Here is a 24,163-nt window from a genome sequence, read left to right as displayed (position 1 = left end):
CTTCTTGGTGTAGTGGAAAGGTGTTGAATTCCTGACTCCACGACGACGATTTCGAATCAAAAGAGTCACCCCAAGTTCGGTTTCAAGACCGTTAACTGCTTTACTTACAGCTGGTTGAGTCATATTCAATTCTTTTCCAGCTTGTGTGAAACTCCTTGTATCAGCAATTTTAACCATTAATTGCAATAATGATTTATTCATAAATCCTCCAACGAGATCGGTGCTTCATTCAATATCGAGATTTTGGGGAGGCACAATTTTTTCTGGGCTTTACCCAATCTTAATAGATACGGAGGAAGGATGAAAGACATGAGAAAAGTGGATGTGAAGGAAAAAGCCAGAGTTCGAGAGCTGCGTGTCTTGAATCAGTGGAAGCAAGAGGATACTTTTCAAAAATCAATTGATAATCGGGCGGGAAAACCGAACTTTGTGTTTTATGAAGGGCCTCCTACAGCCAATGGACTGCCTCATATCGGTCATGTTCTCGGTCGCGTGATTAAAGATTTCATCGGCCGCTATAAAACAATGTCAGGATTCAGAGTCGTCCGAAAAGCCGGATGGGACACTCATGGTCTTCCAGTAGAGCTTGGCGTGGAAAAGCAGCTTGGCATTTCGGGAAAACAGGAGATTGAAAATTACGGAGTCGCTAAATTTGTGGAAGAGTGCAAAAACAGTGTGTTCGAATATGAAAAGCAGTGGCGAGAACTTACAGAAGGCATAGCCTATTGGACTGACATGGAGGACCCCTACGTCACTCTGACTAACGATTATATCGAATCAGTCTGGCACATCTTGTCTGTCATCCATAAAAAAGGTCTATTGTATAAAGGACACCGCGTGAGTCCCTATTGTCCTGACTGCCAAACAACACTAAGTTCTCACGAAGTGGCGCAAGGCTATGACAACGTCAAAGATTTGAGTGCAACGGTGAAATTCCGAAGCAAGACTGGGAAGGATATCTTTCTTGCTTGGACAACAACGCCATGGACCCTCCCGTCTAATGTGGCTTTAGCGATCAGCAAAGATATCGAATACGTGCGGGTAAAACAGAACGATGAGGTATACGTAGTTGCTAAAAATCTTGTAGAGAAAGTAATGAAAGAGAACTATGAAGTATTGTCTACACACAAAGGATCAGAATTCATAGGGACAGCTTATGAGCCGCCGTTTGGTTTTTTTCATGTAAATAAAGGTCATATCGTCGTAGATGCTGACTATGTCAGCGATATAAGTGGTACTGGTATCGTTCATACGGCACCTGCGCACGGGGAAGACGATTATCGCACATGCATTCAGCACGGATTGGATTTCGTTAACGTGGTAAATCTGGCCGGACGATACACGGATCAAATCAGCGACTACGCCGGACGCTTCGTCAAAGATTGTGACGTCGATATCGTAAAAGACTTGTCTTTCCGTAATCTTCTGTTCTCTAAAGAACGTTATGAGCACAGCTATCCTTTTTGCTGGCGCTGTAAATCTCCTCTTCTTTACTATGCGATTGAAAGCTGGTTCATCAAAACGACTGCGATAAAAGAACAGCTTATTGAAAACAACAGGAAAATTGATTGGTACCCTTCCCATTTACGAGAAGGACGTTTCGGTAAATTCCTGGAAGATCTCGTAGATTGGAATATCAGCCGGAATCGGTACTGGGGAACTCCTCTGAACATCTGGCTTTGCCAGGATTGCGGGACCGAGTATGCTCCAGACAGCCTGAAAAATCTGCGCGAGAAGTCAGTCGAGGTCGTGGATGAAGATCTGGAGTTGCATAAACCTTTCGTAGATGATGTCAATTTGCGTTGCTCATGCGGTGGAACCATGAAAAGAACACCAGAAGTCATCGATGTTTGGTTTGATAGCGGATCGATGCCATTTGCCCAATACCATCATCCCTTTGGTGATGAGAAACTGTTCCAGGAGCAGTATCCTGCTGACATAATCTCCGAGGGTATCGACCAAACAAGAGGCTGGTTCTTTAGCTTGCTGGCGGTATCCACAATGTATAACGGAAAATCGCCATACAAAGCGGTCATTTCAACTGGGCACGTTCTTGATGAAAACGGACAAAAGATGTCTAAAAGTAAAGGGAATGGCATCGATCCTTGGGAAGTGATAGAAGAATTTGGGACTGATGCGTTCCGGTGGGCCCTGCTTTCTGACAGTGCGCCGTGGAGCAGCAAGCATTTTTCTAAAAGAATGGTAGCCGAAGCGAAGTCTAAAGTGATCGATACGATTCATAACACGCATGCTTTCTATTCGCTATATGCAACGATCGATCAATACAGGCCAGAGGACTACCCTCAAAAAGCGTTTGAGAACGAGTTAGATCGCTGGCTGCTTTCGAGGCTGAATTCCACCCTGCAAAACGTAGTAAAAGGGCTTGAAACATACGACTTTCTAAATCCGGCAAAGCACATAGAAGCGTTTATAGACGAATTTAGTAATTGGTACATCCGCCGCTCCCGTAACCGTTTTTGGAGCAGTGGGATTACTGAGGACAAGGTTTCTGCCTACCAAACACTACACAAGGTGTTATTAACAGCGGCCCGCATGATTGCGCCGTATGCACCACTCATTGCAGATGACATCTATAGAAATCTTGGCGGCGGAGAAAGCGTGCACCTAACAGATTATCCACAGGTGAATAAGGCAGTTATCGATGAAACTCTCGAAAGCGAAATGGAAACCGCCCGTCAAATCGTTGAGCTAGCTCGGAACATCAGAAACGAAAGCGGAATCAAGACACGCCAGCCTCTGTCCGAACTTATCGTCTCCATAGACCGCCCGTTCAACATGAGTAGGTTCGCGAACATCATCAAAGATGAGATAAACGTAAAAGAAATCCGAGTAGAGCAAAGTGATAGCAGCTTCATTACCTACCACTTTAAACTTAATTTAAAAGTTGCCGGTAAAAAATACGGGAAACTCGTTGGAACGATTCAAGAACGTTTGAAGCAACTGTCCATCACCGAAGCCAAACAAGTTGTGGACAGGGGTTTCTTGGATGTTATTCTTTCAGACGAAGCCGTCCGAATTACGCTTGATGAACTGCTCGTAGAAAAGCATGGTAAGCAGGGCTTCGCTACTGCTTCGGGTTACCAAATCAATGTTGCTTTGGAAACGACGATAACAGAGGAACTAGAGCAGGAAGGGATGGTTCGTGAAGTCATCCGCGTGATTCAAGATTACCGTAAGAAAATGGATTTCCCTATTGAAAAACGAGTGATACTTACTCTCGATGTCGATGAACAGATTAAAGTAGCGTTGGAACGTTTTGATCATGTATTGCAGGAAAACGTAATATTGTCGGAGGTCAAATTTGTTAAAAAAATAGGCATGGAGACAGTTTCGATTGGGGACAAAAACTTCGGGTTACTGATTGAATAACAAAAATATGGACTTATAACCCTAAATACCAAATAGGCAAATTCAATTGGACAAAGGAGTGTACGAATATGAAAACGATGGGTATTCACCATATTACTGCAATTGTAGGTCATCCACAGGAAAATGTGGATTTTTATGCAGGAGTATTAGGTTTGCGTTTAGTAAAACAAACGGTTAATTTTGATGATCCAGGAACATTTCATTTGTATTTTGGAAATGAAAGTGGAAAACCGGGAACCATTATCACATTTTTCCCATGGCCAGGTGCTCGCCAAGGAGTAATCGGCGGCGGTCAAGTGGGGGTAACTTCTTACGTTGTGCCGAAAGGTGCTATGGACTTTTGGGAAAAAAGACTGGAGAAATTTCAAATCCCTTTTGTAAAAATGGAACGGTTTGGAGAGCAGTATTTACAATTTGACGATCCCCATGGCCTGCATTTGGAAATAGTTGAAAGAGAAGAAGGGAAAGCTAACACCTGGAATTTTGGTGAAATCACTTCCGCGTTTGCAATAAAAGGATTTGGCGGAGCTACACTTTTATCCTTACGTCCGGAAAAAACAGGAGAACTATTGGAAAAAGTGATGGGCCTACAGATGATTGGTACAGAAGGTGATTTCATCCGGTTTCGTTCCACAGCTGATATCGGAAATGTGATTGATCTAAAATTATCACCTATGGCTAGAGGAGCTATGGGCGTTGGAACAGTACATCACATTGCTTGGCGGGCTTTACACGACCAAGATCAATTGGTTTGGAAAAATTATGTTGAAGCACATGGTTATGGTGTTACCCCTGTACAAGATCGAAACTATTTTAATGCGATTTACTTTAGAGAGCACGGCGAAATTCTTTTTGAAATCGCAACAGATCCGCCAGGCTTCGCTCACGACGAGTCACATGAGACCATGGGAGAAAAACTGATGTTACCTGAACAATATGAACCGCATCGAGAACAGATTGAACGTGTGTTGTTGCCATTTCAAGTAAGAGAATTAGACTAACTTACGCTGGGACTTCAAAAAGAGCTTAAGAGGTAACAACTACCCTATGTTTTTATGTCGAATCAGGTTTACCACTTGAACGAGATGGATATCGTAGAGTGTGTTGTATAACGAACTATTTTAATTTAAGGAGATTTTTTACATGAATGTCAAACTTGCAATTGTGTATTACAGCTCCACCGGAACTAACTATCAATTAGCACAATGGGCTGCGGAAGGGGCAAAGGAAGCCGGCGCGGAAGTGAAAATCTTTAAGGTTCAAGAATTGGCATCTCAAGCAGTGATTGATAGGAATCCGGCTTGGAAAGCGCATGTGGAAGCCACAAAAGATATTCCGGTTATTACACCGGATGACATCGTTGAAGCTGATGCCATTATTTTCAGTACGCCTACACGTTTCGGAAACATTGCCGCCCAAATGAAACAATTTTTAGATACAACAGGTGGAATCTGGTTCCATGGAAAAACGGTTAATAAAGTGGTAAGTGCAATGACTTCTGCTCAAAACGCTCACGGTGGTCAAGAAGCGACTATCCTTAACTTATACACCTCCATGTATCACTGGGGGGCAATCGTGGTTGCTCCAGGATATACTGATGCTTCCTTGTTCGCTGCCGGAGGGAATCCGTATGGAACAAGCATATCTGTCGATCAAAACAATCAAATTGTTGGAGATAAGGAAGCTTATCAAAATGCTGTTAAACATCAAGCCAAGCGTGTGGTTACGGTAGCTGAATGGGTTAAAAAAGGAATGCAATAAAAAATTATCTCTATACATTGTTGGAAAACCACAGTTTTTACTGTGGTTTTCCTTTAAATGGTTTTAAGAATTAGGAGAAAGGACCTTGAGGACTCGTATGAATTTAAAAAAACTAGCAGGCGAGAAAGCAGTGGAATATATTAGAGATGGAATGACAATCGGCCTAGGTACCGGCTCTACAGTATATTGGACAATACGTAAATTGGGAGAGTTAGTAAAAAAGGGAGAATTACAAATTCGTGCCATCCCTACTTCCCAACAAACTAGTTATTTAGCTAATGAATTAGGTATTCCACTAGAAACTTTTGCACAATCAACAGAATTAGATTTGACAATTGATGGTGCTGATGAGTTTAATTCATCATTGGATCTGATTAAAGGGGGAGGGGGAGCACTCGTACGCGAGAAGTTAGTCGCAGCTGCTTCTAATCGTCTAATTATAGTGGCAGATGAATCTAAGGCTGTCGAGGAAATCGGAAAATTCCCGCTACCTATTGAAGTCGTTCCCTTTGCATGGGAAGTTACAGCCAAACGGATTGAGGGGTTAAACTGCGTCCCAACATTACGTAGAGTGAATGGTTGCCCATACGTTTCTGACAATGGTAACTATATTTTGGACTGTTCTTTTGGATATATTGAAAATCCGGCTATACTTGATCGAACAATTAAACTTTTACCCGGTGTTGTTGATACAGGTCTTTTTATATCCATGGCCGACACTGTGATCATGGGAACCTCAATTGGGCTAAAAGTATTGTCTAAGAAAAATTGAGGTTGAAATCCTCTTGTTGTTGTCATTTTTTCATGTGCACTCGAAATTCTCAAGTTGTTAACATTAGACAACCACAGAGAAGGGGAAGTGTTGTGTGATAACATGGAAAATATTGCTGTGTCATTCTGTAGAGAGAAAATTACATTAGCGTAATTGGGAAGGGGAGAAGGAAATGTCCACGATCGAACAGATTACCGAGCATATCTTGATTATGCATGCAAGTCATGACACGGATCGCCCCATCCTAGCAGCCATTACAGGGGCCAGAAAAACTCTCTTGATTGATGCTGGAAATTCACCGGCGCATGCCGCGTTGTTTCGTCAGGAGTTGCAAAGGCTAGGCGTTCGTCTTCCAGATCTGCTCATACTGACTCATTGGCACTGGGATCATACATTCGGAATGTCAGCATGGGATCTACCTACCATCGCGCAGGCAAAAACCGCACATTCATTGAGCAAGCTGATGGAGCTGGAATGGTCGGATGAAGTCATGGAACAGCTCTGTAAGGAGAAGATCATCAATGCTAGCACGATGGCGAACATTAAAAAAGAGTACGGAATGAACCGGGACTTGATCCGAATAGTCGAGCCGGATATCCTATTCGATGAGTCGATCACGATCGACCTTGGTGGCGTGACATGTCAGGTGAACCGTGTCGGAGGAGATCATTCGGAAGATTCGTGTTATGTGTACGTAAAAGAGGATCAAACGCTGTTCCTGGGAGATGCCTTGGGTCCCTCTGTCTATGGCGGACCGCGCAGTTATACAGCTTCCCGTTTTCTGCGCGTGTTGAAGCAAGCGTACCAGTCTGAAGCGACTCTTTTCGTGGAATCGCACGGCCGGCCATTGGATCGAGCAGCTTTTCAAAAGGAACTCAGTGATTGGGAGCAGCTAGCTCTGCTCGCAGAGCAATACGGGCAAAACAGAGAACTGATCGTAAGTGAGATGTGTACCTTCCTCCAGGTGTCAGAGCTTCCTCATGAATTTTCAGAAGCTCTCGAATGGTTCATGGTAGGAGCTGCCCACCAATGATCCTATTCATCGGGTTGGTACAATTGAAAAAACAACTCTTTTTCATAAAGGTGATCGGACTATTTATGCGTCGCTCTAGATGGGAGATAGTGGTATATTGGATCATAACGGAAAGGGAGGGAGACAGCCATGGAGAAACACCGAGTATTGTTGCTCGGAGGAAGCGGCTACTTGGGGAGTCAAATCTATCATGAGCTTTTGCGGGACGAGGCTATTGAACTCACAGGTACATGCTTTTCGGCACCAGGCGCTGGTCATCTGCTCCAAATCGATGTAACCGATATCCCTTCTTTTACAGCGATACTACAAGAGTTTTCACCACATGTTGTCATTTGGGCGTTGATGAGTGCAACAGATGAACGAGCGCTAATAGAAAACGGCTTGGATGCTCTGCTTTCTCTGTTGCCAGAAAAGAGCAAATTGATCTTCATCTCCACAGATGGTATTTTCGGAAAAGGTACAGGCTCTTATCGGGAAGAAGATCCGCCTGAGCCATTAGATGAGAGAAACCCGTTAGCTACTTATTCGAATGCCAAAATACAAGGAGAAGCACGCATTCGCGAGCGGCATCCCAACCATGTCATCGTGCGAGTGGGCCCGATTTATGGTCGAAATGCGGCTGGGCAATGGGATAAACGTGTCGCTTCGATGTGTGCAGACCTGGAAGCTGGCAGAGAAGTAAGCCGATCAGGCAATTTGTACAAGACGGTTATCCATGTGGAAGACGTGGGGAATGCCATCCACGAACTGCTACACGGCTCTTACCTCGGAACGCTTCATCTCGGTCCTGCAAAGAAAGAGAGTTATTATTCCTTTTACAAAAAGATGGCTCTGGCATTAGGGCTGAATGCTGATGGTGTAAAAGAAACCTTGTTAACAGAAGCGGATGCGCAAGAACGAGGAGTACCAATGGATACTTCATTGAATACGAAAAAGGCGCATGAACTGCTACAGACCCGTTTTCGTCAGGCGGGATGGGAAAACGCAAATGGCAACGAGAACGACAACGACAAAGGAGAGTAGAAAACAATGAAAACAATCGGATTAATTGGCGGCATGAGCTGGGAGTCCTCCTTGGTCTACTACCGTTTGATCAATGAAACCGTTAAGGAGAAGCTAGGCGGTTTGCATTCGGCGAAAAGCATTATGTATTCTGTTGATTTTGCGGAAATCGAAGAAATGCAACGAGAAGGACGATGGGAAGAAGCAGGCGAGCGGATGGCGAGTGCGGCGAAAAGTCTGGAAGCGGCAGGAGCCGACCTGATCGTTCTCTGTACAAATACAATGCATAAGCTGGCGTATGCCATCGAGGGAGCGACCAGCCTGCCGTTTCTTCATATCGCAGATGCGACAGCCCAAGTGATCACGAACCACGGGCATAAACGAGTGGCACTGCTCGCGACGCGATTCACGATGGAGCAGGAGTTCTACACAGGGCGGCTGCGTGACGTACACGGATTAGAGGTATTGCTGCCGGATGAACAAGAGCGAAAACTCGTCCATGACATCATTTATCATGAGCTGTGCGTCGGAACCATTCGCGAGGAATCCAAACGTACATACCAGGCGATCATTGAGCGACTGGTCAAGGAAGGTGCTGAGGCAGTCATCCTCGGTTGCACGGAAATCGGTCTGTTGATCACAGCCGAAGATTGCACCGTTCCGGTATTTGATACGACAGCGATTCATGCAAAGGCGGCTGTAGAGGCTGCTTTGCGGTAGAAGATAGCAAAAAACAAAAGACTTAGCGCATCCTATTTGCTACTAGAATGGATGTCTGAGTCTTTTTTTGTGCAAAAGTGCTTGCCTTTTACTTGCCCTTGATTAAATCCGAGAGCAAGATACCGTTTATTTTCAATCCAGTAATGTCGCAATCCGTTATCTCCACATGGGATAAAACACAATTTCTGAATTGCCCATGAGAAAGGTTACAGCTATGAAAACTTACGGGTTTATAGCGCTCATCGGGATGATAATTCCCATCTCCCTCATTCGGAAGAACCACATTATGAAACTCTGTTCCAAACAAATGTGCCTGGTTAATAACAGCGTGGCTAAGATTAGCATGCTGAATGCCTAAGCCTGACAAGTTTGCATTGGAGATTATGCTTCCACTCATATTCACATCAGTCAAAGTCATTTGACTCATATTTACGTTGTTGATTTTAGTCTTTGCCAAGCTGACATTATCAATATCAAGTTCCTCAGCTCTGACCTCCTGCCATTTAGAACCTGATATATCCGCCATTTGCAAATCCAACGGTTCCGCCTTCAAGTTCATTCTCATATCCCCTTCGCATTATTAATTGAGGCATGTGTAACTTCGACATACTCCTTGTTTCCCCTTTATTACCCAGTTGTTTTTTATTTGTGCTAAAATACAACCAAAAACAACTAAACACACATAAAAACAATCTATTAACGTTGCGTTCACATCCGCTTAATATTTTCCCCGTAAGATTGGAGTCGTAGGAATCAAGCAATGAACATTCCGCAAAGAGGAGAGGTTCTCATGAAGAAATGGCATTATCCTTTACTTGCTTCCGTTCTATCAATCGCGTTTTTAGCAGGATGTGGACAATCACCTCAAACACAACCAAACACACAAGCTTCCACGAAGGAAAGTACAACCGCCTCAGGAGAGATTACTGTTTATACGGCGCTGGAGGATGACCAGATCAAAACGTATTTGGAATCCTTCAAAGCGAAATATCCAGATGTAAAAGTCAATATTGTCCGCGATTCTACAGGGATCATCACAGCAAAGCTGCTGGCGGAAAAAGACAATCCACAAGCAGACGTCGTATGGGGAACAGCAGCCACAAGCCTGCTTGTACTCGAACAGCAAGGCATGCTCGAAGGGTATTCGCCGAAAGGAATCGAGAAAGTATCCCCGGAGTTTAAGGATTCCAAGGAACCTGCAAGCTGGGTAGGAATCGATGCGTGGGAGACAGCGATCGCGATCAACACCAAGGAGCTGGAAAAACGCAATTTGCCTATCCCGCGGTCATACGAAGACCTGATCAAGCCGGAGTACAAAGGATTGATCGTGATGCCAAATCCGGCGTCGTCAGGAACTGGGCTGCTCACGATTAACGGAATCATGCAACTGAAAGGGCAGCAAGAAGGCTGGGCATACCTCGACAAGCTGCATGAAAATATGGCGATCTACACGCATTCCGGCTCGAAGCCAGCGAAAATGGCCGCATCGGGCGAATATCCAATCGGCATTTCCTTCGGCTATCGTTCGATTACCGAGAAGAAAAAAGGCGCACCCGTTGAAGTCGTCTTTCCAACAGAAGGCTCGGGTTGGGATGTAGAGGCGAATGCCTTGATGAAAAAGAGTGAGATCAAGCCAGAAGCCAAGCTGTTCTTGGACTGGGCCATCTCCGATGAAGTCATGAAAGCTTATAACAAGAACTTCGCCATCGTCAGTGTCAAGCAAGAAGGTGCGACACTCCCGGAAGGCTACGCAGTAGATCCAATCAAGCAATTAATCAAGCTCGACCTGAATCAAGCCGCACAAAATCGTGACAACATCTTGGGTGAGTGGGAAAAACGATACGCGACCAAGAGCGAACCTAAGTAAGCAGCGAGGAGAACAGCATGACACAATCCTATCTATCCATTCAAGGGGTCAGTAAACGCTTTGGTTTGTTTGCCGCATTGGAGCACATTTCCATCGAAATTGACAGGAATGAATTTGTTTGTCTGCTCGGTCCCAGTGGCTGCGGTAAAACGACATTACTGAGAATGCTGGCTGGATTGGAGCAGCCGACAACAGGCAAGATGATCCTGGGAGGCAGGGAGATTACTTCCCTGCCACCAGCGAAACGAAACATTGCGATGATGTTCCAGTCGTACGCCTTGTTTCCCAATTTGACGGCTGCCGAAAACATTGCCTTTGGTCTGCAAGAAAAGAAGCTGGGGAAAAAAGAGATCGCAGCCAAAGTAGAAGAGGCGCTAGACATGGTTGATTTGTCTCATGCCGCCGCCAAATATCCCAGCCAGCTCTCAGGCGGTCAACAGCAGCGAATTGCCTTGGCGCGAGCGATTGCACTATCGCCGGATATCTTGCTTTTAGATGAACCATTATCCGCACTAGATGCAAAGGTAAGACAAAAGCTGCGCCGGGAGATTCGGCGTTTGCATGAGCAGTACGGCATGACAACAGTGATGGTCACGCATGACCAGGATGAGGCTTTGACTATGGCTGACAAGATCGTCGTCATGGATCACGGCGAGGTCGTTCAGGTAGGTACACCAGAGGAGATCTATAACAAACCAGCCACTCCGTTTGTTGCTGATTTTATCGGAGCGATCAACTTTTTTGAGTACAGTCGCTTTGAGAATGCGCAATCTGATCAGAATCGCTTACTTGCTATCAGACCGGAGCATGTGCGGCTATTGCAGCAAGAATCCGAATGTGCCATACCTGCGGCTATTTCCGAGATAGAGTTTCGCGGTGCTTTTTACCGAATCTTTCTGGAGTGGCAAGAGGAAGGTCAGATAAAAAAAGAGCTTTTGACAATCGATCTGATAGCGGCCGAGGCACAAAGACTTGGAATTACCCGAGGCAAAAAGGTGTGGCTGGAGTTTCCGCTGGAGAATTTGCTAACCTTTGAGCATGCGCCAGCCATAGAGGAACAGGGGTGAGCAGCATGAAGGAAATGACATCGATCTTCGATGGAAAAGCCATACAAAAGTGGCTCATCGCTCTCGTCGTACTTGGATTGTCAGCGAGTGTTCTGTTGCCACTTGGCCAGCTGTTTTCCAAAGCATTCTATAATAAGAACGGTCAGTTCATCGGCCTTGACAATTTCGTTACGTACTTTTCCACCCCGGCACTGGCTGGGTCGCTGAATAACACCTTGTATATTTCTGCGATGACGACGCTGATCGCAGTCACACTCGCTTTTCTGTTCGCGTATGCCTTGACGCGTAGCGGGATTCGCGGAAAACGAGTCTTTCGGGCAATCGCGCTGTTGCCGCTGTTTGCGCCCACGATGATGCACGGAATAGCCCTGACCTACCTCTTTGGGAATCAAGGGCTAGTGACGACGGGAATCTTCGGGTTGCTCCCGTTTCAATGGGACATCGATCTGTACGGCCCAGTGGGGATTATTTTGGCGGAGATCGTCTACGTTTTCCCGCAAGCGTATTTGATTCTCGCTGTTTCCCTTGCTTTTGCCGACTATCAGCTGTACGAAGCGGCAGATACGCTCGGGGCGAACCATTGGCGCAAGTTTTTTGTAGTGACGATTCCCAGCGTGAAATACGGTATCGTCAGCGCCTGCTTTGTCTGTTTTACTCTCTCGTTTACTGACTTCGGAGCACCAAAGGTTGTCGGCGGACAGTTTTCCGTACTGGCGACAGACGTTTACAAGCAGGTCATCGGTCAGCAAAATATGACGATGGGAGCAACGGTTGGGCTGCTTTTGATCATTCCCGCTCTCGTGGCGTTTGTCGTGGACCGGATTGTTGAGCGGAAGCAGCACGCGGCTGTAACAGCCAAGTCCAAACCGTATCGAATCAAGGAGAATCGTTTGCGCGACTTGTTTTATTCCATCCTTTGTGTAGGCGTCAGCGGATTTTTGCTGCTCCTCATGGCTGCGGTGGTGCTGGCTTCTTTCATCAAAGTATGGCCGTACAATTTGACGCTCGGCTTGGATCATTACGACTTTTCCAACGTAGCCGGAGAAGGGATCGAGCCACTGTGGAACAGCATTCTCGTCGCCTTGCTGACGGCAGCCATCGGGACGACGGTCACGTTTATTACTGCCTACACGATTGAAAAATCCCAAGTGTGGAAGGGGCTTCGCCAAGCTGGATACTTCCTGTCGATTCTCCCGCTAGCATTACCGGGGATGGTCATTGGACTAGCGTACATTTTCTTCTTCAACAATCCGTCGAATCCATTTCACGGCTTGTACGGGACGATTTGGATTTTGATTTTGGCGAACGTCATTCATTTTTTCGCTGTCGGCTTCATTACGGCAACGAGCGCGTTGAAAAAGCTCGATCCCGAGTTCGAGCAAGCGGCAGAGTCCATGGGGATCTCGCAGAGAAAGCTATTGTGGCGCGTCACGATTCCCGTCTGTATGCCGGCGATTGTCGAGATGGCGGTGTACTTTTTCATCAACTCGATGGTGACGATCTCGGCAGTTGTTTTTCTGTACGCAGCGGATTTCAAGTTGGCATCTGTCTCCATCGTCAACATGGATGACGCCGGGGATGTGGCTCCGGCAGCAGCGATGTCGGTATTGATCGTCATCCTCAACATCATCGCACGTGCTTGCGCAGAATGGATCGCATCCAAACTTCGCAAGCGGACTACAGGGTCCTACCAAGAGAAAGGTCAGGTGGCATAAAGCATGAAAGCAGTTGTATTTGATTGGGCAGGAACGATGGTAGATTACGGATGTTTCGCTCCTTTGGCTGTCTTTTTACAGGTGTTCAAAAAACGGGGGATTGAGCTGACAACAGCAGAAGCGCGCGAACCGATGGGGATGCTCAAGCGTGATCATATCCAGGCACTTTGCAAAATGGAGCGGGTAGCAGCGCTATGGCAAGAGCGTTACGGTCGACTTCCAAATGAAGCGGATGTGGACGAATTGTACGCTGACTTCGAACCGATGCTGATGGAGACGCTGCACGAGTACGCCACTCCTGTTCCGGGAGCAATTGAATTGGTAGGACGACTGCGCGAGCAAGGAATCAAAATCGGCTCGACCACTGGCTACACGAGGGAAATGATAAATGTTGTAGCAGCATCGGCTAAGCAACAGGGCTACGAACCGGACGCACTGGTCACCCCAAGCGAAGTGCCTGCTGGACGTCCATATCCATGGATGTGCTATCAAAATGCGATCCTGCTGGATGTATTTCCAATGAACGAGATAGTCAAGGTCGGTGATACGACGAGCGATATGAAAGAAGGAAGAAATGCCGGGATGTGGACCGTTGGCGTCCTGAAGGGTGGAAGCGAACTCGGCCTGTCCTTGGAGGAAGTGACAAGCATGCCACAGGAAGAGCTGGATAAAAGACTGGCTGTCGCAACAGAACGACTGATGGCGGCGGGTGCGCACTACGTGGTCGCGGAGATCGGATGCTTGGATGAGGTGCTTAAAAACATCGAGATGCGTCATGCAGGAGGAGAGAGACCATGAATCAGACACGACTAACCGACAATTCGTACTTGTTGCTCACCCCTGGACCATTGACCACTTCCTCAACCGTACGCGAGGCAATGCTGCGGGACTGGTGCACGTGGGACCGTGATTACAATGAACTGGTACAGGCAATCCGCCAAAAGCTCATCCGATTGGCAACCTCCCAGGTAGAGGATTATACGAGCGTCTTGATACAAGGCAGCGGGACCTTTTGTGTGGAAGCGGTGGTGAGCAGTGCGATTCCCGCAGACGGTAAGCTGCTCGTCCTGACGAATGGCGCATACGGGGATCGGCTCGTGGAAATGGCACAAGTCCATGGAATCGCGACGGAGGTAATTGACTTTGGCGAAGTGACAAAAGCCGATGCAGTGGCTTTGGAGCAAAAACTCGCGGCAGATACAACGATTACGCATGTGGCTGTGGTGCATTCGGAAACGACTACCGGCATGCTTAATCCCATCAAAGAAATTGGTGAAGTCGCCAAGAAGTACGGAAAAGTTTATATCGTAGACGCGATGAGCAGCTTCGGAGGCATTCCGCTGGATGCAGCAGAACTCTCGATCGACTTCCTGATCTCAAGCGCAAACAAATGTATCCAAGGTGTACCTGGCTTCGGCTTTGTCGTTGCCAAAACGTCGGCGCTCATCAAATGCAAAGGGATTGCCCGTACGCTGTCCCTCGATTTGTACAGCCAGTGGAAGACGATGGAGGAGCAAAACGGAAAGTGGCGCTATACTTCTCCGACTCATGTTGTGCGAGCTTTTTATCAAGCACTGATAGAGCTTGAGGCAGAGGGGGGAGTTGACAAACGGTACGAGCGTTACCAGCGAAATCAGCAGTTACTCGCAGAAGGCATGGAGCGTGTCGGTTTCCGCGTTCTGTTGCCAAAAGAATCGCAATCGCCCTTCATCACTTCCTTTTATTATCCCGAAAGCGAGGCATTCACCTTCGCGGAGCTGTATGAACGGTTGAAGCAGGCAGGCTTCATCATTTATCCGGGCAAAATCTCGCAAGCGGACACGTTTCGGATTGGCAATATCGGAGAGGTTTACCCCGAGGATATGGAGAGATTAATCGCTGCAATGGAAAACAATCGTTTCTGGCTGGAGTAAATACAAGGAGGCTATCGTGATGAGAGTGTTTTGCTTGGGTGGAGCGGGAAATATTTGTCGGGAAGCTGTGCTCGATCTCGTGTTGCATTCGGATTTTGAGCAGATCACGATCGGCGATTTCAATGAAGAAGAAGGTCGCAAGGTAGTCGAGTGGCTGAACGATCCTCGCGTAGATTTTGTTCCGGTAAATGTACGCGATCATGCGGATACGGTCCAAAAAATGCGCGGTTACGATATCGTCATGGACGGAACCACGATCACACTGAACGGCCTGTCTACTGCTGCGATTGCGGAGGCTGGCTGCCATGGCATCAATTTGAACGGCTTTGGGGAAGAAAACGCATCGGATGCGATCTTCCGTGACCATGGGAAGACCTGCCTGCCAGGCTTTGGCATGACACCTGGACTGACCCAAATGATGGCGATGCATATAGCGAACCAGCTCGATGAAGTCGACGAAGTGCGTGTCAGCCACGGTTCCTTTCGCCCGATTGCCTTTTCTAAATCGATCACAGAGACGACGACCTATGAGTATGATCCAGATTTGCCAGGGCGTGTCGTCTATGAAAATGGCGCATTCATTCAAGTCCCGCCATTTGCTCGTCCACGCGAGATAAAGCTTCCTGAGCCGTATGGAAAAACCATTCAGTACATCATTCCTCATGCAGAAACGAAGACGCTCGCGCAGGCTTTGTCTCCAAAAGGAGTAAAGCTGATCGAGGTGCGGGGTACATGGCCGAAGCAAAACATGGAGCTGGTCAAAGCCCTCTATGATTATGGCTTTTTACGGAACGATCCCATCACGGTAGGGGAAACAAAGGTGGGAATCCTTGATTGTATCTCCCAATACCTCTACAATTCTAGAGAGGGTAAAGAGACGGAATTATACGGGTATTCTCTTCATGTCGAGGTAACTGGTACCAAGGACGGCCGCAAAGTAGGACACATCCTGTACCATACTCATCCGGCATCTGACGGTTCTGTAGCTGACTGGGCAGGGCTGCGCGCCTATACCCGCAACGTAGGAATTCCGTTGGCGATTGCGACTGAGCAGATCGCAAAAGGAAACGTAAAAGCTATTGGTGTCATTACACCAGAAGAAGCATTTGATCCGGCTGTGATTTTTCACGAGCTGGCAAAACGTCAGATTTACATCCATGGTGAGAAGATCGAACTGACGTAAAGCACGAGATAGGGGGACATTCGGCGTGTCGTTGTTCGGGGAAGAGCGTAAGCAAATCATTTTGCAGTTGATCAATTCCAATGGCAAGGTGCGGACCAATGAGCTGGTCGAAAAGCTGCAAGTATCGTCTGAGTCGATCCGCAGGTATTTGGAAGAGCTGGAAGCGGAGAAAAAGCTGAAGCGCGTCTATGGCGGAGCAGTAAAGCTGACAGTGGAGCGCTCCGAGCCCTCTCATTTTGCCCGTGAAGTCTTGCGCGCGGAAGAAAAGAAACGGATTGGGCGGCTGGCAGCGGACTTGGTGCAAGACAGCGATACTATTGTCATCGATGAAGGGACAACGCCTTTGAAAATGATCAGCTTTCTCGTGACGAAAAAAGATTTGACGATCCTCACTAGCTCGATCACGGCGCTGAATCGATTAATCGAGTACCAAAACAATGGAATGCTTACGGCAGACATCTACTTCCTAGGTGGAAAGGTGAGCGCCAAGCATCATCGGGTAAGCGGGACCTATGCAGAGAAGATGATGAAACAATTTTATGTGGACAAGGCGTTTATCGCGGCTGACGGCATCCTGCTCCATAAAGGCTTGACCTGCTATGAGCCAGATCGAACGGAACTCGCCCGTTGTTTCATCGAAAATGCCAATGAAAGCATAGTGCTAGCGGACCACTCCAAGATCGGTGTCAGCACATTGTGCAAGATCGCAGACTTGGGAGAGGTCGACATCGTGATCAGCGATATGGCAGCACCAGCAGAATGGAATAAAGGACTCCAAGCAAAAAACGTAGCATGGATGGTAGCAGAGTAGTAGTAGTAAGCAGGCCAGCGATTCCCCACGACAGGGAAGCTGGCCTGTTTGCTTCAGGAAGAATGGCGCAGCAAAAGTGGCAGCATATGCAGCAATCTCTCCCTGATAAGAGCAGCGCTCCAATTCCATTTTTGCGCCTCTACAAAATAGACATAGCCGTTCTGAACGGCAGGCAGACTGTGCCATCTATCACTTTGCATCAATCCAGCAGTAGCCTGACGCGATTCGGGGTCCTCGGACAGCAACATAAAGATCCGATCACCTGCGTACAGGGGGATGTCCTTCTCTCTAATTTCGATAAAGCCGTAGCCAGCTTGCAGTACTTCTTGCATTTTATCCACAGGAGAAAAACCATTTGTATGGTAAAGGGCGGAGGAAAGTCCTGAAGTGCCCGTTACGAACAGACGCCCGCCATGCTCATGGATAAAGACGGATGCCGTCTCACCAGGAACAAGCTCGGAGCGGAGCTGATTCCACATGGTGGCAGCATTCGAGTGGTTTTTCCTGAGCCATTCCTGCGCCTCGTTCTTTTTCCCCAGCCAATCTCCGAGTGTATGCAATCGTTCCTCCAGCGAAGCAAATGAATTAAACGTGAGCGTTGGGGCAATCCGGCTCATCTGCTTGTATTTGTCTTCTTCTGCGTTCGCGAAAATGATCAGGTCTGGCTTCAATGTCGTCAAATGATCATAGTCAACGGGAAAGGCGATATCCTTCATGTGTCTTACCTTGTCTCGATAGATCGTTCGTTCCATCCAGGTAAAATTCCCCCCGACGATATTTTCAACATGGAGCGCGAGCAAATCATTAAACGTCTCCCCAATATAAATGATGCGTTGTGGCTGAAGGGGGATCTCTACCTCATGCCCTGTCCAGTCCTGTACGAGCTCCATACGGTGAGTCAGCCTGGAATATTGCCTTGGCGTGTAACCGGTCGTCTTTCGAAAGCGACGATTAAAATAATACTCATCCGTGAAGCCGACCTGCGAGGAGATGTCGCGCAATGAATCGTTCGAGCTTCTCAGGAGCTTTTTCGCATGATGAATACGCAGTGCTGTCACATATTCCAAAGGCTTTTTACCCGTCAACTGACGAAAGAGCGGCGTGTACTGCCAAGAGGGCATATTGGCTATTTGTGCCAACTGCTTGACCGTCATGTTCTCTTGATAATTTTGTTGGATATAACGAATGCTGTTCTCGACCTCTTGGCTCTTGCTAGGGATAGGGTCAGGAGACAGATTTTGCTCCAGCAAAAATCCGAGCAGCTTCTGGAACCGCAATTGCTGCCAAAAGCTGTCCATTTCAGAAGAAGGTAAACTGCCCAAGAGCAAAGCGCCACATAAGCGCAAGAGCCGGGCAGAGGGATGAGTGGACAGCTCGATACGGCCGTCAAGCAGTGCGTATGGGTATGGTAGGGGCTGATTGTCTGCATCGAACTGGATGACGGTAAACGAGATTTGGTAACACTCAATCGCGCTTTCGTATAAGGATTCGATCGCAAAAGGAGTAGATGGTGAAAGTAAAAAACACTTTCCTGCCAAAAGTGAAATCGTTTGGTCGTGAATACGGAGGCTGCCGTACCCTTTTGTGAAGAAGAACAGGGTATGGAAGTGAGTGGGTGAAGGATTAGCCGTCCGCTCTACTTTGCACAACTGAAAATGAAGGGAACCGAGCGGGGGATGAGGTGGTTTAGAGTGAAGCATCGGTTATGCCCTCCTTTTTTTATGAGAATCATTATCATTCGTTCTATCAATCGTATACAAAAAAAAGAAGCTTTTCAATCATTGTTGAAAAGCTTCTCATGTTTCATTCGGGCGGACATAATGGATTACTTCGCCAGGATTTCAGGAATCCTTTGCAGGAGCCATTCTCTTGTTGTCGCATCACTGCTAGATTTTTCGATGTCGATAAAGTAGACATATCCGTTTTTAACAGCAGGGAGGTCCTTCCAGATGCGTGATTTTAGCAGCTCTTGCGTTGATTTCTCAGCTTCCTCGCTCGCTGTATTCAGAATAAAGATACGGCCTCCCGCTATTTCGGGCAAACGTTCCACAGAGATGAGTTCAAATCCTTTTTGTGCATCGAGTATTTCCTGGATGGGCGCAGTGGGCTTGAATCCGTTTGTATCGTAGAGGACTTGGGAAAGCCCTGTTCTTGCCATGACAAACAGCCGATCACCCGGATAATAGGTAAAGACAGAGGCGGTTTCTCCTTCTTTCATGGTGCCTGACTCCTTCAGCTTCTTCCACATCTCCTCCGATTTGAGCTTGTAATCGGCAAGCCATTTGGTGGCTGCTTCCGGTTTCCCAATCATATCGCCGAGCTGGGTCATTCGCTCTTCCAATGGCGCGAATGTATCAAAAATGACGGTTGGGGCGATTTTGGCTAGCTGTTCATATTCTTTTTCTTCGGTATTTGCATGAATGATCAGGTCGGGCTGTAATTCCAGGACCTTTTCGAGGTTAATGGGAAAACCAACATTCTCGACATCGTGCAGTTGGTCTTCAAAGATTTGGTTGGTGTACCCGAATCCCCCAATTGGCTTCACGCCCAACGCGAGCATATCGCCAAATGTCTCACCGGAATAGATGATTCGTGCAGGGGAGACCGGGATGATGCTTGCATGCCCGAGATAATCAGTATATGGACGCGTCTGGCTTTTCTGACTTGCCTCGCTGCTCGTTACTTCTGAAGCGGATGGACTACATCCAATGAGCAAGCTGCCAGCCAGTATGAAGATTCCTAGCGTTCCGGTCATGATGTGCATGTGTTTCATTTCTATTTTCCTCCAGTAGTCGTTTGAATCTGTTTATTATCTAATGATAATCATTATCAGATATAGCTTAGCAGCTCAATGGACAAACGCCAGATAGCCATCATTGATTTTGTACAAAGGAAAGGATTTCACACGGACAGTTGTGGAGTTTGGACAAAAAATAATGGAGAAAATGCATTGTCAGATGGCGAGTAAACACATATGATCAGGATGCAAATAGTGAGAATGAGAATCAATTTAGATAATCATCAACAGATGCGAGAGAGGGTAGAAAGATGGTAAGAACGGTTCGAAATGCAGGATTGGCATGGATGGCATTATTATTGATCATGATGCTCGTGTTAGCTGCGTGTGCAGAAAAAGCAGCGGAGCCAACATCAACTGAGCAGAAAGCATCGACAGAGAACACCGCTGCGAAAACCAAAGTGGTGAAAGACGCCTATGGCGATGTAGAGATTCCGGTAAAGCCACAGCGGGTAGCTGCTATTTATCAGGAGGACTTCTTGACAGCATTGGGTGTGACCCCGGTTGTCCAGTGGTATCACCCGGCATGGGGCAAACAGGATTACCTCGGGCTGGACGTGCCGCTTTTTGATATTACAGGAAGTATTGAAGCATTGCTTGCAGCCAATCCGGATATCATCATTGTAGATGGCTACGCTGATCCCAAGAAATATGAGGAATTCAGCAAGGTAGCTCCTACGTACAAGCTGCCGGATGAACTCCGTAACGACACGATTGGAAGACTCAAGAAAATCGCCGAGGTGCTAGGCGTTCCAGAAAAAGCAGACGAAGCGATCCAAAAGTACAATGAGAAAATTGCGGATACCAAAACAAAGCTGGAAAAGGCGATTGGCAATGAAACGGTAGCCGTCATTCGTTTGAACGTGGGAAATAAGCCGAATTTGGCACTTTTCGGAGATGGCAATGTTTACACAGGCATGCTCTATAAGGAGTTGGGTCTTACGCCATATTCCGCTGCCAAAAATCAAGAAACACACGTAGTATTATCAGAAGAAGCTATCCCGGCTATTGATGCAGACCATATCATTGTGTTTCCGTCGAACGGCACGTGGACTTCCGAAGAAAACAAGGATGCGCTCAAGATTTTGGAGAGCCCAATCTGGAAATCTGTTCCTGCTGTGAAGAAAGGTCATGTCTACCCAATGGAGCGGACACATTGGCAATCCGGTGCCATGCTGGCCAATATGAAGAAGGCAGACGACTTGGTCAAAGCGTTTGTTAAGTAATCGAATTCAGTAAAGAAAGCGCGTCATATCGGTTGATGCGTTTTCTTTTTTATTTGTGGAGCTTGTCGTCGGGATGTTTACTCATTATAATATTAAATGATAATCATTCTCACGAGAAGGGTGAGGGAGATGAATAACGAAGCATCCGGGGCCAAGCTATCTCCACCATTATTTTTCTCAATGACGGCCATCCAAAAAGTAAATGTGGAAAAATGGCAGGACTATCAAGAGCCGGAAGACTACACGATGATTGTAGCAACAGACGGAGAAGGGCTCATTGAAATCGAATCATCGACATATCGGTTCACTCGGGAGCGTTGCTGGATTGCAGCACCGCGTCAGAACGTTCGGATCAGTTGCACGAGTCATGTTCTCGACTATTATTATCTGACTTTTCGTGTCGTCCACGCGGAGCTCCGACGAAAGAACAAGCTTCCGAGGCTTTTTTCTGTGTGGGGGAGTTGACCTGCACGCCTTTTTCACGTGTCGTTGAATCGATTGCGGAGGTTTACAAGCATCGCGATGCCACGGAGGCGCTGCAACTATTTTTTAATCACGTGCGGTTTGAGGAATTGCTATGCGTTTTGGCCCAGCAAAATGTGCCAGGCAAAACTAGTTTGGACCCGAAAAGGGCTGTTGAACGTTCGATTGCGTATGTAGAGGGGCATTACCAGGAGCCGCTGACCGTAGAGCAGCTGGCAGAGGAAGCGCATGTTGCACGTTGGCGATATACACAGCTTTTCAAAGAAATGACAGGACAACTTCCGCTAGATTACATCCATCAGCTGCGGATGAATCAGGCGAAGCAGATACTGCTCATGACGGGTGATCGGATCAACGAGATTGCCCAAAATGTCGGATTCAACAGCGAGTATTATTTCAATCGTCGCTTTAAGCAGAGTGTAGGGCTCGCGCCAGGAAAATATCGCAACATTCATCGGGATGATTTACGAGTCGTCTCTCTTTATATGGAGGATTATTTGCTGGCTCTTGGCATTCGACCCGTTGTTCAATGGGCGCATACATATTGGGGGCAGCAGGATTATTTGGGCCTGCATGATGTACCGACCTACGATGTGCTGACAGATGACGTGCAGCTTTTGTCCAGTCGTGCTCCAGATGTCATTATGCTTCGGGAATGTACTGGCTGGAAGGAGAATGCGTATGCCAAATGTGCCCGAATTGCCTTCACATGCGTGATTCGGCAGTTCGGTCCTGAGTGGAGAAAAACATTGCGCACCCTCGGCGATCGGTTGGGCAGAAGTGAATTGGCAGAACGGTCAATCGAGCAGTATGAACAAAAAGTAAGAGCTGCCAAAAATGTAATGGGCAGTCTCAAAGGGCAGAAGGTAGCCTTCTTGCGCATAGCAGCCGATCAAATCCTAGTGGAGAAAAACTACACATCGCAGGTGTTGTTTCAAGATTTGGAAATGGAGCCGGCCTTGTTGGTAAGAAAGCAATTTGCCAAGCAGGTGAGAGAAGGGGTATCGTGGGAAGAGTTGTCTACGCTGGATGCTGATCATATTTTTTTCGCCTTTGACAAATGGCATCAGGGAAAACCAGGTGCCGAACAGCTACAGCTCAACCATCCGGTGTGGCAAGCGCTTCGTGCTGTCCAAAGCAAGCGGGCGTACCAGGTGGATTTTATGACCTGGATGAATCACGGTGTGATCGCCAACGGGAAAAAGGTCGATGATGTCTTGAAAGTATTAGCCTAAATGTACAAAGATAAGTGCGCGTTTGTCCATTGACACTGTTTTCATGCATCGCCTAAAATTCTATTATGATAATAAGAATCAATATCACCAAAAAACAACTCAGCTCCATACTAACGAAAAAAGGTGGCACGTATGAGTCAACACGCACATTCCCTGAAAGAGGGGAATAACGAAAAGCCGGTTGCGTTTCGCTCTCGCCCTTGGGCAGCAACGCTAATTTTGACCGGCGGAGTTTTCGCATTAATACTAGGGATGTTTTTGTCTGTGTCATTTGGAGCAGCCGACATCCACTTTGCAGTCGTATGGGAAGCTATTTTTCAATTTAATCCTGATATTACGCAACACCAAATTATTCAGGAGATTCGTTTGCCGCGCCTACTCGGTGGTGCAATGGTCGGGGCCAGTCTAGCTGTTGCAGGTGCCATCATGCAAGGGATGACACGCAACCCGCTGGCAGACTCTGGACTGCTTGGCTTGAACGCAGGTGCCGGGTTTGTTTTGGCATTATGCTTCGCTTTTTTCCCGGGTCTGCCGTTCATGTACCTGATTCTCTACAGCTTTTTAGGTGCTGGCATCGGGGCAGGTATGGTTTACGGGATTGGTTCCTTGGCAAAAGGTGGCTTGACTCCCGTGCGTCTCGTTTTGGCGGGTGCCGCATTGACCGCACTATTGTCTGCGTTAAGCGAAGGGATTGCCCTTTACTTTAAAATTGGACAAGATTTGGCCTTCTGGTATGCAGGCGGTGTGGCGGGAACCAAATGGTTTCAGCTCGAAGTCATGTTTCCGTGGATTCTCGCAGCCCTTATTGGTGCCATGATGCTGTCTCGTTCTATCACGATGCTCAGTCTTGGTGAAGATGTAGCAAAAGGATTGGGGCAGCGCACGGCGTTAGTGAAACTGGCAGGCATGATCATCGTTCTTATTTTGGCTGGATCAGCAGTTGCCGTTGTTGGGGCAGTAGGCTTTGTTGGATTGATCGTTCCGCATATGACCCGCTTTTTGGTTGGGGTCGATTACCGATGGATCATTCCTTGTTCAGCCATTTTGGGCAGCTTGCTCGTCGTTTTCGCCGATTTGGCCGCAAGAATGGTAAATCCGCCGTATGAGACGCCGTTAGGGGCACTTATTGCGCTAATCGGTGTACCGTTCTTCCTTTACTTGGCGCGTAAAGAAAGAAGGGAGATGTAA

The 24,163-nt window shown here is 47.2% G+C and carries 21 protein-coding genes and 1 pseudogene; 18 read left to right on the top strand and 4 right to left on the bottom strand.

From position 1 onward, the window contains the following. Nucleotides 1-30 precede the first annotated feature (30 nt). Nucleotides 31-201: pseudogene (locus ACQ5DJ_RS08880) on the bottom strand (helix-turn-helix domain-containing protein); the annotation flags it as partial. A gap of 108 nt (nucleotides 202-309) precedes the next feature. Here ACQ5DJ_RS08880 and ileS point away from each other — a divergent pair. The 7 genes from ileS (at nucleotide 310) to ACQ5DJ_RS08845 (ending at nucleotide 8,678) form a co-directional block, all read left to right on the top strand. Further along, nucleotides 310-3,390 (top strand): isoleucine--tRNA ligase, encoded by a 3,081-nt coding sequence (gene ileS / locus ACQ5DJ_RS08875; RefSeq protein ID WP_429842125.1) that lies wholly within the window; start codon nucleotides 310-312, stop codon nucleotides 3,388-3,390. A 68-nt stretch (nucleotides 3,391-3,458) separates the two neighbouring features. After that, nucleotides 3,459-4,391, top strand: coding sequence for a ring-cleaving dioxygenase (locus ACQ5DJ_RS08870; RefSeq protein ID WP_429842124.1), 933 nt, complete (start codon nucleotides 3,459-3,461; stop codon nucleotides 4,389-4,391). Between the two features lie 142 nt (nucleotides 4,392-4,533). Further along, entirely contained in the window at nucleotides 4,534-5,151 is a 618-nt protein-coding gene (gene wrbA, locus ACQ5DJ_RS08865) for an NAD(P)H:quinone oxidoreductase (RefSeq protein WP_429842123.1), read from the top strand. A gap of 97 nt (nucleotides 5,152-5,248) precedes the next feature. Next, nucleotides 5,249-5,923, top strand: coding sequence for a ribose-5-phosphate isomerase RpiA (gene rpiA / locus ACQ5DJ_RS08860; protein ID WP_429842205.1), 675 nt, complete (start codon nucleotides 5,249-5,251; stop codon nucleotides 5,921-5,923). 172 nt (nucleotides 5,924-6,095) lie between these two features. Beyond that, nucleotides 6,096-6,956 carry an MBL fold metallo-hydrolase gene (locus ACQ5DJ_RS08855; RefSeq protein ID WP_429842122.1) on the top strand — a complete coding sequence of 287 codons (861 nt, stop codon included), beginning with the start codon at nucleotides 6,096-6,098 and terminating at the stop codon, nucleotides 6,954-6,956. Nucleotides 6,957-7,085: 129 nt separating this feature from the next. Beyond that, nucleotides 7,086-7,979, top strand: a complete 894-nt coding sequence (locus ACQ5DJ_RS08850; protein WP_429842121.1) for a sugar nucleotide-binding protein — start codon at nucleotides 7,086-7,088, stop codon at nucleotides 7,977-7,979. Nucleotides 7,980-7,985: 6 nt separating this feature from the next. Next, nucleotides 7,986-8,678, top strand: a complete 693-nt coding sequence (locus ACQ5DJ_RS08845) for an aspartate/glutamate racemase family protein (protein ID WP_429842120.1) — start codon at nucleotides 7,986-7,988, stop codon at nucleotides 8,676-8,678. Nucleotides 8,679-8,766: 88 nt separating this feature from the next. Here the strand turns inward: ACQ5DJ_RS08845 and ACQ5DJ_RS08840 are convergent, their stop codons facing one another. Further along, nucleotides 8,767-9,237 carry a pentapeptide repeat-containing protein gene (locus ACQ5DJ_RS08840; protein WP_429842119.1) on the bottom strand — a complete coding sequence of 157 codons (471 nt, stop codon included), beginning with the start codon at nucleotides 9,235-9,237 and terminating at the stop codon, nucleotides 8,767-8,769. Between the two features lie 231 nt (nucleotides 9,238-9,468). Between ACQ5DJ_RS08840 and ACQ5DJ_RS08835 the strand changes: the two genes are divergently transcribed. The 7 genes from ACQ5DJ_RS08835 to ACQ5DJ_RS08805 are packed head-to-tail and all read left to right on the top strand — an operon-like array spanning nucleotide 9,469 to nucleotide 17,234. Further along, entirely contained in the window at nucleotides 9,469-10,545 is a 1,077-nt protein-coding gene (locus ACQ5DJ_RS08835) for a putative 2-aminoethylphosphonate ABC transporter substrate-binding protein (protein WP_429842118.1), read from the top strand. A gap of 17 nt (nucleotides 10,546-10,562) precedes the next feature. Beyond that, a complete protein-coding gene (locus ACQ5DJ_RS08830) occupies nucleotides 10,563-11,612 on the top strand; it encodes a putative 2-aminoethylphosphonate ABC transporter ATP-binding protein (RefSeq protein ID WP_429842117.1) in 1,050 nt (349 codons plus the stop codon). A 5-nt stretch (nucleotides 11,613-11,617) separates the two neighbouring features. Then, complete coding sequence (locus ACQ5DJ_RS08825) at nucleotides 11,618-13,327, top strand: putative 2-aminoethylphosphonate ABC transporter permease subunit (RefSeq protein WP_429842116.1); 1,710 nt, start codon at nucleotides 11,618-11,620, stop codon at nucleotides 13,325-13,327. Nucleotides 13,328-13,330: 3 nt separating this feature from the next. Beyond that, nucleotides 13,331-14,125 carry a phosphonoacetaldehyde hydrolase gene (gene phnX, locus ACQ5DJ_RS08820; RefSeq protein WP_429842115.1) on the top strand — a complete coding sequence of 265 codons (795 nt, stop codon included), beginning with the start codon at nucleotides 13,331-13,333 and terminating at the stop codon, nucleotides 14,123-14,125. After that, nucleotides 14,122-15,240, top strand: a complete 1,119-nt coding sequence (gene phnW / locus ACQ5DJ_RS08815; RefSeq protein ID WP_429842114.1) for a 2-aminoethylphosphonate--pyruvate transaminase — start codon at nucleotides 14,122-14,124, stop codon at nucleotides 15,238-15,240. The genes phnX and phnW overlap by 4 nt, the downstream gene beginning before the upstream one ends. Nucleotides 15,241-15,259: 19 nt before the next feature. Then, entirely contained in the window at nucleotides 15,260-16,423 is a 1,164-nt protein-coding gene (locus tag ACQ5DJ_RS08810; protein ID WP_429842113.1) for a saccharopine dehydrogenase family protein, read from the top strand. Nucleotides 16,424-16,448: 25 nt separating this feature from the next. Next, nucleotides 16,449-17,234 (top strand): DeoR/GlpR family DNA-binding transcription regulator, encoded by a 786-nt coding sequence (locus tag ACQ5DJ_RS08805; protein WP_429842112.1) that lies wholly within the window; start codon nucleotides 16,449-16,451, stop codon nucleotides 17,232-17,234. A 53-nt stretch (nucleotides 17,235-17,287) separates the two neighbouring features. Here ACQ5DJ_RS08805 and ACQ5DJ_RS08800 read toward each other — a convergent pair whose 3' ends face one another. Together ACQ5DJ_RS08800 and ACQ5DJ_RS08795 are read right to left on the bottom strand one after the other, a co-directional pair. Beyond that, the gene (locus ACQ5DJ_RS08800; RefSeq protein WP_429842111.1) at nucleotides 17,288-18,934 is read right to left on the bottom strand and encodes a helix-turn-helix domain-containing protein; all 1,647 of its coding nucleotides are present in this window, start codon (nucleotides 18,932-18,934) and stop codon (nucleotides 17,288-17,290) included. Between the two features lie 125 nt (nucleotides 18,935-19,059). After that, a complete protein-coding gene (locus tag ACQ5DJ_RS08795) occupies nucleotides 19,060-20,007 on the bottom strand; it encodes an ABC transporter substrate-binding protein (RefSeq protein WP_429842110.1) in 948 nt (315 codons plus the stop codon). Nucleotides 20,008-20,282: 275 nt separating this feature from the next. Between ACQ5DJ_RS08795 and ACQ5DJ_RS08790 the strand changes: the two genes are divergently transcribed. The 4 genes from ACQ5DJ_RS08790 to ACQ5DJ_RS08775 all read left to right on the top strand — a co-directional run bounded on the left by ACQ5DJ_RS08790 (nucleotide 20,283) and on the right by ACQ5DJ_RS08775 (nucleotide 24,163). Continuing rightward, nucleotides 20,283-21,257: an ABC transporter substrate-binding protein gene (locus ACQ5DJ_RS08790; protein ID WP_429842109.1), complete on the top strand. Its 975-nt coding sequence runs from the start codon at nucleotides 20,283-20,285 to the stop codon at nucleotides 21,255-21,257. A gap of 129 nt (nucleotides 21,258-21,386) precedes the next feature. After that, the gene (locus ACQ5DJ_RS08785; RefSeq protein ID WP_429842107.1) at nucleotides 21,387-21,722 is read left to right on the top strand and encodes a hypothetical protein; all 336 of its coding nucleotides are present in this window, start codon (nucleotides 21,387-21,389) and stop codon (nucleotides 21,720-21,722) included. After that, nucleotides 21,710-22,975, top strand: coding sequence for a helix-turn-helix domain-containing protein (locus tag ACQ5DJ_RS08780; RefSeq protein ID WP_429842106.1), 1,266 nt, complete (start codon nucleotides 21,710-21,712; stop codon nucleotides 22,973-22,975). Before ACQ5DJ_RS08785 ends, ACQ5DJ_RS08780 begins: the two co-directional genes overlap by 13 nt. Before the next feature lie 132 nt (nucleotides 22,976-23,107). Continuing rightward, nucleotides 23,108-24,163, top strand: coding sequence for a FecCD family ABC transporter permease (locus ACQ5DJ_RS08775; RefSeq protein ID WP_429842105.1), 1,056 nt, complete (start codon nucleotides 23,108-23,110; stop codon nucleotides 24,161-24,163).

The sequence above is a fragment of the Brevibacillus sp. FIR094 genome (assembly GCF_050477165.1).
In the GTDB taxonomy this organism is placed as follows: domain Bacteria; phylum Bacillota; class Bacilli; order Brevibacillales; family Brevibacillaceae; genus Brevibacillus.
Note: the sequence above shows the minus strand (reverse complement) of the source record. Positions and strands in the feature narration are given on the sequence as shown.

Excerpts from the sequence above, each read along its gene's own strand:
- ileS (WP_429842125.1), top strand. The coding sequence starts at position 310 with ATGAGAAAAGTGGATGTGAAGGAAAAAGCCAGAGTTCGAGAGCTGCGT.
- ACQ5DJ_RS08870 (WP_429842124.1), top strand. The coding sequence starts at position 3,459 with ATGAAAACGATGGGTATTCACCATATTACTGCAATTGTAGGTCATCCA.
- wrbA (WP_429842123.1), top strand. The coding sequence starts at position 4,534 with ATGAATGTCAAACTTGCAATTGTGTATTACAGCTCCACCGGAACTAAC.
- rpiA (WP_429842205.1), top strand. The coding sequence starts at position 5,249 with ATGAATTTAAAAAAACTAGCAGGCGAGAAAGCAGTGGAATATATTAGA.
- ACQ5DJ_RS08855 (WP_429842122.1), top strand. The coding sequence starts at position 6,096 with ATGTCCACGATCGAACAGATTACCGAGCATATCTTGATTATGCATGCA.
- ACQ5DJ_RS08850 (WP_429842121.1), top strand. The coding sequence starts at position 7,086 with ATGGAGAAACACCGAGTATTGTTGCTCGGAGGAAGCGGCTACTTGGGG.
- ACQ5DJ_RS08845 (WP_429842120.1), top strand. The coding sequence starts at position 7,986 with ATGAAAACAATCGGATTAATTGGCGGCATGAGCTGGGAGTCCTCCTTG.
- ACQ5DJ_RS08840 (WP_429842119.1), bottom strand. The coding sequence starts at position 9,237 with ATGAACTTGAAGGCGGAACCGTTGGATTTGCAAATGGCGGATATATCA.
- ACQ5DJ_RS08835 (WP_429842118.1), top strand. The coding sequence starts at position 9,469 with ATGAAGAAATGGCATTATCCTTTACTTGCTTCCGTTCTATCAATCGCG.
- ACQ5DJ_RS08830 (WP_429842117.1), top strand. The coding sequence starts at position 10,563 with ATGACACAATCCTATCTATCCATTCAAGGGGTCAGTAAACGCTTTGGT.
- ACQ5DJ_RS08825 (WP_429842116.1), top strand. The coding sequence starts at position 11,618 with ATGAAGGAAATGACATCGATCTTCGATGGAAAAGCCATACAAAAGTGG.
- phnX (WP_429842115.1), top strand. The coding sequence starts at position 13,331 with ATGAAAGCAGTTGTATTTGATTGGGCAGGAACGATGGTAGATTACGGA.
- phnW (WP_429842114.1), top strand. The coding sequence starts at position 14,122 with ATGAATCAGACACGACTAACCGACAATTCGTACTTGTTGCTCACCCCT.
- ACQ5DJ_RS08810 (WP_429842113.1), top strand. The coding sequence starts at position 15,260 with ATGAGAGTGTTTTGCTTGGGTGGAGCGGGAAATATTTGTCGGGAAGCT.
- ACQ5DJ_RS08800 (WP_429842111.1), bottom strand. The coding sequence starts at position 18,934 with ATGCTTCACTCTAAACCACCTCATCCCCCGCTCGGTTCCCTTCATTTT.
- ACQ5DJ_RS08795 (WP_429842110.1), bottom strand. The coding sequence starts at position 20,007 with ATGAAACACATGCACATCATGACCGGAACGCTAGGAATCTTCATACTG.
- ACQ5DJ_RS08790 (WP_429842109.1), top strand. The coding sequence starts at position 20,283 with ATGGTAAGAACGGTTCGAAATGCAGGATTGGCATGGATGGCATTATTA.
- ACQ5DJ_RS08785 (WP_429842107.1), top strand. The coding sequence starts at position 21,387 with ATGAATAACGAAGCATCCGGGGCCAAGCTATCTCCACCATTATTTTTC.
- ACQ5DJ_RS08775 (WP_429842105.1), top strand. The coding sequence starts at position 23,108 with ATGAGTCAACACGCACATTCCCTGAAAGAGGGGAATAACGAAAAGCCG.